The sequence below is a fragment of the Coleofasciculus sp. FACHB-712 genome, assembly GCF_014695635.1.
GTDB lineage: Bacteria > Cyanobacteriota > Cyanobacteriia > Cyanobacteriales > FACHB-T130 > FACHB-T130.
In genome coordinates, this window is sequence record NZ_JACJOQ010000549.1 from 1 (window position 1) to 12,261 (window position 12,261).

General features: G+C 47.1%; 12 protein-coding genes. 8 read left to right on the plus strand and 4 right to left on the minus strand.

Translation table 11 applies throughout. The annotated features are described in order from the left end of the window. The coding region (locus H6F50_RS19395; protein ID WP_190429964.1) for a hypothetical protein at positions 1–789 on the minus strand (789 nt) is incomplete at its 3' end. Positions 790–928: 139 nt separating this feature from the next. Between H6F50_RS19395 and H6F50_RS19400 the strand changes: the two genes are divergently transcribed. Continuing rightward, a complete protein-coding gene (locus tag H6F50_RS19400) occupies positions 929–1,495 on the plus strand; it encodes a hypothetical protein (protein WP_190414457.1) in 567 nt (188 codons plus the stop codon). Between the two features lie 176 nt (positions 1,496–1,671). After that, positions 1,672–2,034 (plus strand): ATP-dependent Clp protease adapter ClpS, encoded by a 363-nt coding sequence (gene clpS, locus H6F50_RS19405; RefSeq protein ID WP_190414456.1) that lies wholly within the window; start codon positions 1,672–1,674, stop codon positions 2,032–2,034. A 71-nt stretch (positions 2,035–2,105) separates the two neighbouring features. On the opposite strand, the gene H6F50_RS19410 is transcribed toward clpS, so the two are convergent. Then, on the minus strand, positions 2,106–3,383 hold the full coding sequence (locus tag H6F50_RS19410; protein WP_190429965.1) for an acetylornithine/succinylornithine family transaminase: 1,278 nt from the start codon (positions 3,381–3,383) through the stop codon (positions 2,106–2,108). Between the two features lie 279 nt (positions 3,384–3,662). Here H6F50_RS19410 and H6F50_RS19415 point away from each other — a divergent pair, with 279 nt between their 5' ends. After that, a complete protein-coding gene (locus tag H6F50_RS19415) occupies positions 3,663–5,306 on the plus strand; it encodes a sodium:proton antiporter (protein WP_242029114.1) in 1,644 nt (547 codons plus the stop codon). Here H6F50_RS19415 and H6F50_RS19420 read toward each other — a convergent pair. Beyond that, positions 5,303–5,980: a TrkA family potassium uptake protein gene (locus tag H6F50_RS19420; protein ID WP_190429966.1), complete on the minus strand. Its 678-nt coding sequence runs from the start codon at positions 5,978–5,980 to the stop codon at positions 5,303–5,305. The two genes, H6F50_RS19415 and H6F50_RS19420, sit on opposite strands and share 4 nt — an antisense overlap. 101 nt (positions 5,981–6,081) lie before the next feature. On the opposite strand from H6F50_RS19420, the gene H6F50_RS19425 reads away from it, so the two are divergent. Next, positions 6,082–7,170 carry an NAD-binding protein gene (locus tag H6F50_RS19425; protein WP_190429967.1) on the plus strand — a complete coding sequence of 363 codons (1,089 nt, stop codon included), beginning with the start codon at positions 6,082–6,084 and terminating at the stop codon, positions 7,168–7,170. Between the two features lie 34 nt (positions 7,171–7,204). Here the strand turns inward: H6F50_RS19425 and H6F50_RS19430 are convergent, their stop codons facing one another. Next, entirely contained in the window at positions 7,205–7,411 is a 207-nt protein-coding gene (locus H6F50_RS19430; RefSeq protein WP_190414452.1) for a glycogen debranching protein, read from the minus strand. Between the two features lie 556 nt (positions 7,412–7,967). Between H6F50_RS19430 and H6F50_RS19435 the strand changes: the two genes are divergently transcribed. The 4 genes from H6F50_RS19435 to H6F50_RS19450 all read left to right on the plus strand — a co-directional run. After that, positions 7,968–8,963 carry an ABC transporter substrate-binding protein gene (locus H6F50_RS19435; RefSeq protein ID WP_190414451.1) on the plus strand — a complete coding sequence of 332 codons (996 nt, stop codon included), beginning with the start codon at positions 7,968–7,970 and terminating at the stop codon, positions 8,961–8,963. A gap of 50 nt (positions 8,964–9,013) precedes the next feature. Then, on the plus strand, positions 9,014–10,015 hold the full coding sequence (locus H6F50_RS19440) for an ABC transporter substrate-binding protein (RefSeq protein WP_190429968.1): 1,002 nt from the start codon (positions 9,014–9,016) through the stop codon (positions 10,013–10,015). Between the two features lie 34 nt (positions 10,016–10,049). After that, positions 10,050–11,051 (plus strand): ABC transporter substrate-binding protein, encoded by a 1,002-nt coding sequence (locus H6F50_RS19445; RefSeq protein ID WP_190414449.1) that lies wholly within the window; start codon positions 10,050–10,052, stop codon positions 11,049–11,051. Positions 11,052–11,053: 2 nt separating this feature from the next. Then, the coding region (locus H6F50_RS19450; RefSeq protein ID WP_190429969.1) for a cache domain-containing protein at positions 11,054–12,261 on the plus strand (1,208 nt) is incomplete at its 3' end.

The window sequence follows — 12,261 nt, forward strand, 5'->3', positions numbered from 1 at the left end:
ACCGCCGAGATCCTCAACCCAGTCTCGACTCCCTCGCAGGTGATAGAAACGAGCCGCCTGAAAGCCCGACCTCCCATTAAAGACCCCACCCACAGAGACGATAGTGATTTTTGTATCTAGCCATTGGTTAAGATAGGGAGCCGCACCCAAGGCAACTTGTACACCACCACTCGTTCCAACGAGAATGATGTCAAGCGGTTTACTCTCTTTACGGGAAATGGGCTGCCCACTATTCATCCGCTCGATGATGGCATTGGCAATCCCCTGATTATAAATAGAGCCATAGCGAGGATCGGCGGAAATCGCAAATCGCCAGAGATTGCGGATTTTGATCAGCACGCTGGCGATTCCCATCCCACCATTTCGATTCGCAAAGTGCCATACGGGGCTTAATAAGCGCTGTCCTCCTAGACCCTTGTTCTCTGCTGAGTATGGGAAAACATCTCCTACAGCTACGCAGTTAGGATGACTCTCAACAATCCGGTCTAAAAAAACTTCTTCTCCAGGCGTTAATTCATTGGCAGAAAAATCTCCCACCCCTGTCAAAAAGACAATGTAACAATTGATTTGGGAGGATTTGGAGGCAGGATTTGAGTCATTGTTGGGTGGCAAGATCGAGCTTTGGTTTTTCTTAAAACCTAAAGTTTCTGCTCCTTGTCCTAGCCACCAGACGACAGTCCCGACTGGCGAAGTAATACCCCAGATGATGAGTATAAAGACCGCTAGGAGCAACAGCTTCAAGGTTCCCCCCCGAAGCCATACAAGTATCCGCCAAATCAATCGCAGCATTCAAGAATATCTAGTTGCTTACTGTTACTGTCTTAACGTCAATTAATTTTGGTCAGGAAGTGAATTTTTTTGGTGATTGGCTCCCTGAGGCAGTATCCTATCCAAAGTCGTCATCAATCGCGAGTAGTAAGGATTCAACGTGAGCAGCGAGGAATCAAAAGTAAGCTTGGGCACGACCCTTTGGAATGCACTTGCTTTAGATGGAAATTTTTATGAAAATGCTCGAAATACGCCTAAAACCTATCGAATTGCCCAAACTATTGTGATTTTAGCAGCACTGTCCCATGCTTTGGGTAGTGCTGTTATTTTATTAATTAACCTGGCAACGCTGCCCGTAATGCTGCTGGCGCTTCTGATTGATGGGATGAGCATTGTGGGAGGCTACTATTTCTGGACGCTTACCATTTGGAAGATTGGGGAGTGGCGAAAACCAAATCACGTTACCTATAGGGATTTGATGATTCCGATTGGCTTTGCCTATGCTCCGCAAGTGCTGAACTTCTTAACGCTGATTCCTTTGTTCGGACAACCACTTGAGCGGGTGCTAGCCGTTTGGAGTTTGCTGGCTGTGATAGTAGCAGTCCGCCAAGGGTTAGATATTAGCACTCGCAATTCGGCGCTGATTTGTTTGGTCGGATGGCCTTTGGTACAGCTGGCGGTTGGATTTATACAACGCTTTGAACAATTCCTGGTAGAGGGTTTCTAGGTTTTGTTGACATTTCGCCAAAACTTTGCACCAAATCCCGCTCTGGTTTTGCTTGGTTGTCACAGGAAACGAAGATGATTCTGACTTAACCTGTTACTTTCGGGGATTCAGGATTGTTAAAATAGAGCAAAATACTTGTAAATTAATTTTGTTAAGGTCTTTTCGCAATCTGCCTTATGACTAGGAGACTTTCAGCCGCTGTTGGCGCGATCGCCTCCGGTATAACTTTACCGACCGCCGCTGCACCGATTCAAGCTCCTGTTCAGACTCCTGAACGATCTAGTCAAGTTGTCCGCAAGTTATATCCTAATTACAAAGTGATCGTGTTGGACGATGATTTTAATACGTTTGAACACGTTCACGAGTGTTTGGTGAAGTATATCCCTGACATGACGAGCGATCTCGCTTGGGAACACACCTATCAAATCCACTTTGAAGGTCAAGCAATTGTTTGGGTGGGTCCCCAAGAGCAGGCAGAACTTTACCACGAGCAACTCAGTCGCGCTGGGTTAACAATGGCTCCTCTGGAAGCGGCTTAAAAGAGTTATGAGTTTGAGTTAGCATTCTTAATCCAAAACTCAACACTCATAACTCAAAACTTTCCGATTCCCTACGCGGTTACGGTTGCCATTGCCCGTTCAACGGCTTGCAGCGCTTGGTCTACCTCTTCAGCAGAGACAATCAGCGGCGGCACAAATCGAATCACTTTGGGACCAGCAGGCACCAGCAATAAGCCGTCGGCGATCGCTGCTTTCACAACATCTGCTGAAGTTAAATCAATCTCTGCCTTCAACTCCATCCCATTGATTAAACCCCAGCCACGCACTTCACTAATTTGGTCGGGATATTTAGATGCGATCGCGCTCAATCCAGCGCGTAATTGTTCGCCCCGATCTTGTACATTTTGCAGAATATTGTCCCGTTCTAGCGTCTGACACACGGTTAACGCAGCCGCACAGGCAAAAGGATTGCCGCCATAAGTGCTAGCATGATCTCCCGGCTGAAAAACATCACAATGTTTCTTGCACAAGGTTGCACCGATGGGAATGCCACCACCTAATCCCTTGGCAGACGTGAAGATATCCGGCTCAATTCCCAAATGCTCGTATCCCCAGAACTTGCCGCTGCGACCCATGCCAACTTGCACTTCATCTAAAATTAGCAAGATGTCGTTCTCATCGCAGATTTTCCGCAATTCTTGGAAGTATTTGACATCGCCGGGACGCACGCCACCTTCTCCCTGCAAGGCTTCCAGCATAATTGCGGTGACACCTTGATCGCCTTCGTCGAGGGTAGCGATCGCATTCTTGATCGCCCCAATATCGTTGTAAGGCACATAGTAAAAACCAGGCATCAACGGGGCAAAATTTTTCTGGTACTTCGGTTGACCTGTAGCGGTAATCGTCGCCAACGTGCGCCCGTGGAAGCTGGCGTGAGCCGTCAAAATAATCGGCTTTTCGATCCCTTTGACCGTGTGGGCATATTTCCGAGCCAGTTTGATTGCCCCTTCATTCGCCTCAGCACCGGAATTGCAGAAAAACGCCCGATCCGCGCAGGAATGGTCGATCAACCATTTTGCCAATTCCCCTTGTACCGGGATGTAATACAAGTTAGAGACATGGTGCAGCGTCTGGATTTGGCGAGTTACGGTTTCCACCAAAGCTGGGTGAGCGTGTCCGAGGGTACAAGTGGCAATCCCGGCAACAAAGTCCAGATATTCGCGCCCCTCGCTATCCCACACGCGGCAACCCGCACCCCGTTCTAAAGCTAGGGGATAGCGCCCGTAGGTACTCATCACCGAGGCGTCAAAGCCTTCTGGGTCATACGGAACGGACACGCCTGACTCTGCCGGAATTGAGGAATTTTCAACCAGAGTTTCTAGACTCACTGCTTACTCCTGAAATTTTTTATCCTTATTTGGCAATCTTAAAGGGAATTTTCAAAAAGTTCTGTTTAAAGGGAACTATAAACCCTGAGAAAACAGAAACAGGCTTACTTGCGAAAGGTTAGCTGAGGCGGTTAACATCGTCCACGCGACTCCAGGTTGAGTCTAAGATTGACCGCGAGCATTGCACTTGATCCAATCGGCTCGTCTGACAGGATGATTTTGGGAAAGTTTAAGTTGCGATCGCTCCTCATTTTTGTTTGTCCCAATCAGCTAAATCAGATGATGCATCTTTTGTCCTTAGCAAAACTCCCCGTCTGGTGCTTTCCGCAGCCGTTTGTTCTCGCTAATCTTAACCAAACAAACCAGCAGCCTCAAGCAAACATTGCAGAGTTAGTCCCAATTCTGATTATTCTCCTGCTAATTGCCACAGTCGTTGCCCTGGTGACACAGCGGCTTCGCGTTCCCTATGTCACGGGTTTAGTGTTGGCAGGTTTACCAATCACGGAACTATTTTCTCGCCGGATTGGACTCGATCCTTCCTTAGTATTGAATCTTTTCCTGCCAATTCTCATCTTTGAAGCTGGCATCAATACAGATGTTAGCCGTCTCCGAAGCACGTTTAAACCAATTGCCCTTTTAGCGGGTCCAGGGGCGATACTTTCCTCGGCGATTATTGCCGTTCTGTTGAAATTTGGGCTAGGGCTAGATTGGATACCGGCGCTACTAATTGGAGTTATTCTCGCAAACACTGATACGGTTTCCATGATTGCCGTTTTTAAGGAGATACCTGTACCCTCCCGGCTTTCCACGATCGTTGAAGGAGAAACCCTCTTCAACGATGCTGCCGCTCTAGTTTCATTTAACCTGATTCTGACAGTGTATTCGACAGGTTCGCTCACAGTCTTAGAAGGAATCCAACAACTATTATTTGTTGCCGTGGGAGGCAGTCTCGTTGGCTTAGTCTTGGGCTATTTAAGCATCCCTGTATTTCTTCGTTTACACGATCCCCTTAGCAGTCTCTTGCTAACCGTTGCAGTTGCATTAGGAACCTTTCAAATCGGGCAATCTTTAGGGGTATCCGGTGCTGTGGCTGTGGTTGTAGCTGGATTAATTTTCGGGAACGTTGGGCTTTCTCGCAGCACGTCTGCTTCCGATCGGATCGCGTTGTTAAGTTTCTGGGACTATGCCAGTTTTGCAGTCAATACCTTTATTTTTCTGCTGATTGGTGTAGAAATAAACCCGGTGACGTTCTGGAGGACTTTGCCAGCGGTTCTGCTTGCCGTTTTGGCTTACCAAATTGCGCGAGTCCTCACTGTCTATCCGCTGTTGGCTGGAGTGCGTTGGTTTGACCGTCCGATTCCATTGCGCTGGCAGCACGTCTTGTTTTTAGGTAATATCAAAGGCTCTCTTTCAATGGCTCTTGCCCTTAGCTTACCTACAACACTACCGGGGCGAGAGCAGTTGATCGCCTTAGTGTTTGGTGCGGTGTTGTTATCTCTCGTAGGGCAGGGCGTAAGTTTACCTTGGTTTGTACGCCGGTTGCAACTCTCTCGCTTCTCAGATTCTCGCCAACAAATTGAGGAATTGCAGGCTCAGTTAATTGCTTCTAAGGCAGCTCAAGATGAATTGGATAGTCTATTGAAAAAAGGGGTTTTGCCAAAAAGTGTTTATGAAGAAATGCGAGCCGTTTATCAGGTGCAAGTTGCCGGGGCAGAAAAAGCGCTGCGGAATCTTTATAATCGTCGTCCGGGACAATTAGTTGAAGGCGATCGCTCAAAACTTGACGCGATTAGACGACGATTGCTATTGGCAGAAAAAGGGGCGTTGAATGAGGCAATTCGGCAGCGAATTCTCTCTGAGGAAATCGTGCAAGGGCGGATAAAAACGATTGATGAACAACTGATGAAACTAGAAGATGATTAGGTACAACCGTTGATAAAATCAATGGCTTGATGTAATGACCCTGGCTTCGTCACCATTAATATTGTCGCTCCTGGCTCTAACACTGTACTCCCGTTGGGAATCTCTAAATCCATGTGGGGATGGGATTGATAACCAATAATTAAAGAACCTGTAGGAAATTGGGGTTCCTGAGCAATTTCAGCAACGGTAAGACCGACAACATAGCACTTTTGGGGAATCGAGAGTTTTAAAACTTCAATTTGACCCTGCTCAAAATGCATCATTGATTCTACTTGCGGATACTCAATCGCATTCACCATTGTAGAAACTCCCAAATCAACAGTACTGATGATATGAGAAGCCCCGACAATGCGTAGGGGTTCGGCAAAATCACGGTGGCGCACTCGACTCACAATATGGGAAACGCCGTAGTGTTTAGCAAGCGTGACCATTGCTAGATTTAAGGCATCATGACGGAGAACGGCTGCGACGGCATCAGCTTTGTGAATCCCGGCTTCTAGCAGCACCTCGGTACTGACAGCACTGCCTTCAAATGCCATTGCGCCGACTTGTTCGCGGACATACCGGCAAGCACTTGGATCGATATCAATTACGGCGACGGTATGCCCCAGGTCTACCAGCCGTTGCGCTAAATCCAACCCAACAAGTCCGGCTCCACCAATGAGTACAAACATAGCTGTCTCTCTAAGAATATTGACTCTGTGCTTCACTTTACAAGTCGAGAGCGGTTATCCTGCGAGGGTATCCTCCACATTTTTTTCTAAAATTGACTTAGGTGACTACAGGCAGTGTAAGCAACGATCGGACAGCACTTGAGCAAAAATATGAACGCCTTCGTCAAGAGTTGATTGGCGGTGCGATCGCACTCTTTGGTGTCGCCCTGCTCGGCACTTTATGGTACAAGCTGGTGGAGGGTTGGTCGTGGTCAGATGCAGCCTATATGACTGTGATCACGCTAGCAACTGTGGGGTATGGAGAAACTAATCCGCTGGGTAATCGCGGTCGCTTGTTTACGATCGCCCTGATTTTAACAGGTGTGGTCAGCATCGGTTACATCGTCAATCGGTTTACAGAAGCCCTGATTCAAGGCTACTTTCAAGAGGGAGGACGACTGAGGCAGCGGCGGCGTTTGGTAGATTCTTTAAACGAACACTATATCCTTTGTGGATTTGGACGCACCGGGCGTCAGATTGCTAAAGAGTTTAAGGCGGAAGGCATTTCGTTTGTAACAATAGATTCTCAGGTGGAGCCGGTAGAGGAGGCGCTACAGTTGGGTTATATCGCGGTGCAAGGCGATGCGACGCTGGATGACACGCTTCACAGGGTAGCGATTGAACGGGCGATTTGTCTGGTGGCGGCGCTACCTTCGGATGCAGAAAATCTCTATACGGTGATTTCGGCGAAAACGCTTAATCCAAACATTCGAGCGATCGCGCGGGCAAGTACAGAAGAAGCGGTGCAAAAAATGCAACGCGCCGGTGCTGATGCCGTGGTTTCTCCCTATATTACCGGCGGCAGGCGCATGGCAGCGGCAGCACTTCGACCCCAGGTGATGGACTTTGTGGATGGTATCCTGACGGGAACCGATCGAGCTTTTTATATGGAAGAGTTCCTGATCGATCCTCAAAGTTGTCCCGTTGTGAGACAAAGCCTAAGAGAAGCCCGGTTGCGATCGCAATCGGGCGCTTTAGTTCTCGCCATTCGTCGCGCCGATGGCACCCTCATCGGGGGTCCCACGGGAGAAACTCAATTACTGGCGGGAGATTTGCTCATTTGCATGGGTACAGCAGAACAACTGCGAATCCTCAGCCAAATCCTCATTCCCATTAGTTCTGGGAAGCTGCGTCCGCCCAAGCATACCTAACCCAATCAGTTTTTCTACCTAGCGATCGCTTTAATTAATCCAGTTTCAGGGAATTCACTGGCACCTCATCCCAAGAATCAACCGTCCGCAATCTGGCAATCCAACCCGACTCCTTTTGGAAATCGGTTAAATTTTGCTGGTAGGATTCATGACAATCTTGTGCCTGCGCTTCATCACAACAGGCAATACAGGCATGAATCATCCCAGACGGGTCGATCTGTTCGTTCACCCAAATGGTCATAGGGCATTCTCCCTGAATTTTAAATGCATAGACTGCTTGCAACTCGCCAAAAAACGCTTACCTCTGGGCTGCGATCGCGTACAGCCCTTTGGGCATGAAAACAGCGAAGCGAGGCGTTAGCCTAGCTCTGACTTGTCAGTTCGCACTGGGAAAGAGCAATCCGTTGATTAGTGCTGATTTAATACTTATACCAAGTTGCGTTGTCACATCCTTCAAATCCAATGGCAACGCCAAGGTGTTTTACATTTGTTGGCTCTCTAGCGCTAAGGAATCGACCCGCTTCGATCCCCACACCCTCCACTAAAGATATAGAACAGATGGTGAAAACCCGAAGAAAATCGGGAATTCTAAGAAGGGTACTGATGCAAACTCTGATTATTGCAGGTCTTCCTTTTGGGCGATCGCTCAACTCCTGAGTTAGCGAGAGAAAAACCAACGATGACAAGGCTTTGAGCCAATAGAAGCCCAAGAGTTGGGATCGAACATTCGTAAAGCTGTCAATCGGTTCAGCGATAAAAGGCAGCATAACCCCAGTTAAGTCACAAAAATAGTTTCTATGAAATCTCGACTTTTCCGCTTCGTGTCTCTTTTTTTGCTCAGTATTGTGCTGATCGCAGCCTGCAATAGCACGACGGTGACTTCCCAAAAAGAAACTCAGCCCCTTACCGTCGGCTACAATTTGTGGCCTGGGTTGTTCCCAATCGCGATCGCTCAAGAAAAAGAATTCTTCACGGCTCAAGGGGTCAAAGTCAAACCCGTCTATGTCCAAAACTTTCTAGAATCGGTGTCTGAATTCAGTGCTGGACAATATGATGGAGTTGCCATCACAGTAAGTAGCTTGATGAGCATCATTGAGAAAAACCCGGATTTACAGATTGCGATGGCAACTGATGAATCGGCTGGTTCTGACTCAATAGTAGTTCGCCCAGAGGTTAAAAGTGTCGCTGACTTGAAAGGCAAGCGCCTCGGAGTCAGGTTAGGTGATGGAGAATTATTTGTCAGCGAAATGCTCCAGAAACATGGTTTGACTAGCGATAATTTGACCCTAGTCAACGTAGAAGGAGAAGCGGTTCCAGCACGTTTTAAGAGCGGGGATATTCAAGCGGGACATACTTGGGAACCGTACTTATCTGAAGTAACCAAATCTGGAGGGCGAGTATTATTCACCAGTAAGGACACACCCGGCTTAATTTCGAGTGTAATCGTGTTTCGCTCCTCAGTAGTACGCGATCGCCCAAAAGACATTCAAGCATTTATTCGCGCCTGGTTTCAAGCGCAAGATTACTGGCAGGCAAATCCCGAAGAAAGTAAAGCACTGATTGCGAAAACGCTCTCCATCAAACCTGAAGAAATTTCCACTGAGGGTGTCAAGTTGTACACCTTAAAAGACAACTTAAAAGCATTTACTCCTGGTTCTACAACCGAGTCGTTGTACCATACCGCCAAATTGTACGCCGACTTCTATATTCGCACCGGAGGATTAAGCACCGCGCCAGATATTCAAAAAATGATTAATCCTTCTTTTGTGCAGATGTCGCAGGCAGGAAATTAACGAGAAAAAAAGCGTTATTCCATGCAGTTAAACATCAACAGTTTTTCAAGATGAAATCTCGATTTCTCCGCTTTGCGTCTCTTTTTTTGCTCAGCCTTTTCCTGGTTACAGCCTGCAATGGCAGAACCTTTATAACCTCTAAACCTGAGCTTCCACCACTGCGAATTGCCTACAATCTGTGGCCTGGATATTTCCCAATGGAGATTGCTTCAGAACAAGGATTTTTCGCAGAACAGGGGGTGGAAGTTGAACCTGTGTATTCAGAAAACTATTTAGGAGTTGTTTCTGATTTTAGTGCAGGTAAATATGATGGCATCATCGTAACATTGGGTGGTGTGATGAGCATCATTGGGAAAAACCCAGATATCCACATTGTCCTGGAAACCGATCAATCGGCTGGTGCTGATACCGTAGTGGTGCAACGTGATATTAAAAGTGTGGTTGACTTGAAGGGCAAGCGACTCGGCGTGAAGTTAGGCGACTACGGAGAATTGTTTGTTGTCAAGATGCTGGAGAGCAATGGTCTTACTACCGATGACGTGACGCTAGTCGATATAGAAGGGGAAGCCATTCCAGCACACATAAAAAGCGGTGATATTCAAGCCGGACAAACTTGGTATCCCTACACATTAGAGGCAGTGAAAGCCGGAGCGCAGGTACTATTTACCAGTAAGCAAACACCTAGGTTGATTCCGAATGTCATCTTATTTCGCAGCAATGTAATACGCGATCGCCCTGGACAGATAAAAGCATTTGTCCGAGCTTGGTTCCAAGCCCAAGATTACTGGAAAGCCAACCCAGAAGCAAGCAAATCACTGATTGCTAAGCGGCTGAAGATTAAACCGGAGAGCGTTTCAACCGATAACATTCAGCTGTCCACCTTAAAAGAAAACTTAAAAGCGTTTACTCCAGATTCCACAGAAGAGTCGTTGTACCATACCGCTCAATTGTACGCCGATTTCTCGATTCGTACTGGAGGATTAACCGCTGCGCCAGATATTCAAAAACTGATCGATCCGTCTTTTGTGCAGCAGTTGCAGCCAGGAAGTTGACCGTATTCAGTCACACACATCAACAGGTTTTAGCATGAAATCTCGATTGCTACGCTTTGTATCTCTTGTATTACTCAGCATTGTGCTAATCACCGCCTGCAATGGCACGACAACCGTAACTTCCAGCCCACAGTCTTTGCCTCTTAGGGTCAGCTATAATCTTTGGGCTGGACAGTTTCCGATGGCGATCGCCCAAGAAAAAGGATTCTTCCAAGCGCAGGGTGTTAAAGTCGAACCCATTTTTTCAGAAAACTATCTCCTACCCCTGTCTAACTTCAGTGCTAATAAAAATGATGGGGTTGCGCTGCCATTAGGTAGCGTCATGAGTAGGCTTGGGCAAAACCCAGATGCAAAAATTGTTTTAGTCACCGATCAATCAGCGGGTGCTGACGCAATGGTAGCTCAGCGCCATATAAAAAGCGTGGCTGATTTGAAGGGTAAGCGGATCGGCACTAAGTTAAATGATTTTGGAGAACTGTTTGTCACTAAGATACTAGAAACGAAAGGTCTTTCTACTCAAGATGTCAGCTTAGTCAATATAGAAGCGGAAGCAATTCCAGCTTTCTTAAAAAGTGGTGAAATTCAAGCAGGACAAACCTGGGGACCCCATTTGTCTCAAGCAGTCAAATCTGGGGCTAAAGTGCTATTCACCAGTAAGCAGACTCCTGGGTTAATTCCAGATGTCATCGTGTTTCACAGCAATGTGCTACGCGATCGCCCTCAAGATATAAAGGCATTTATTCGCGCTTGGTTCCAAGCCCAAGACTACTGGAAAGCGAATCCAGAAGAAAGCAAAGCAATAATTGCCAAAACCCTCAATATCAAACCTGAAATTATTTCAACAGATGGCATCCAGTTGTCTAATTTGCAAGACAACTTAAAGGCATTTACTCCAGGTTCAACAACAGAGTCGCTGTATCATACAGCCAAATTGTACGCCGACTTTTATACTCGTACCGGAGGGCTAAGCGCTGCGCCGGATATTCAAAAACTAATCGATCCGTCCTTTGTGCAGCAGTTACAAAAGGTAAATTGACTGTGAAACAGCTCCAACTTTATACCCTACGCACTAAGCTGATTTTTTCTTTCCTGGGTGTGGCACTCCTCCCCTTAGCATTACTAGCCTTCTTGAATCAGCGAGCCACACAAAAGACGCTGACGAACAATGCTAACCAAACCCTCTTAACCTCTGCTTCTCAAACTGCCCTGAGTATAGATGCTTTTATAAACTCGAATCTGGATGCTGTCCGGGTTGAAGCTCAGTTGCCAGTCTTCGCCAAGTACTTAAGTTTACCTGCTAACCAGAGACAAAGTATCGCTTCAGAAGTCGAGGGCGCTTTACGTTCGCTCAGCCGTAAAGATACTTTGAATATCTCGTCCTACGCGCTGCTCGATAGTCAGGGGCGAGATGTAATTGATACCTATACACCAGATATCGGTACAGATAAATCTGACCAGAATTACTTTCAGCGACCGTTTAAAACTGGCTTACCCTATGTCTCGCCCATCGTGTTTTCTCCAAGTACTAATGAGATCGGTTTGTACTTCAGTAGTCCGGTACGAAATGCGTCGGGAAATACTATCGGTGTCTTACGTATCCGTTATAACGCCGCTGCTGTCCAGCGATTGGTTAGCCAAAATACCGACCTAGTGAGAGGAAGCGCTTCCTTTGCGATTTTGCTAGACGAAAACCATATTCGTTTAGCTCACGGAAACGCACCTGAGTTAAATTTTAAATCGGTAGCACCACTCCCACCGGCTAAAGTGAAGGCTCTGCAAGCAGAAGGACGGTTGCCCAAGGGGAAAACGGCAGACTTTTCGACAAATTTGCCTGATTTTGAGCAAGGTTTAGATAACGCTGCAACATCCCCTTACTTTACAACCGCCTTATCCTCTACAAACAACGAGCCGAACGCAGCAGCAGTTACCAAGCTAAAGACGCGACCGTGGTTTGTGGTTTTTGTCCAACCGAAAGCGGTATTTCTAGCGCCTATCGAAGCCCAAGCCCGCGACACGCTGTTGCTGGCTGCGATTATTGCAGGTGTAGTCATTATCGCGGCGATTACGATCGGAGAACTACTGGCTAAGCCACTGATTAATCTCACTGGAACAGTGACTCAATTCACTGCTGGCAACCTCAATGCTCGTACTTCTATCCAATCAAAGGATGAAATTGGGGTGCTAGCGTTGAGTTTCAATGGGATGGCAGAACAAGTCGGTAAATTGCTTCAAGGCTTAGAAGAGCG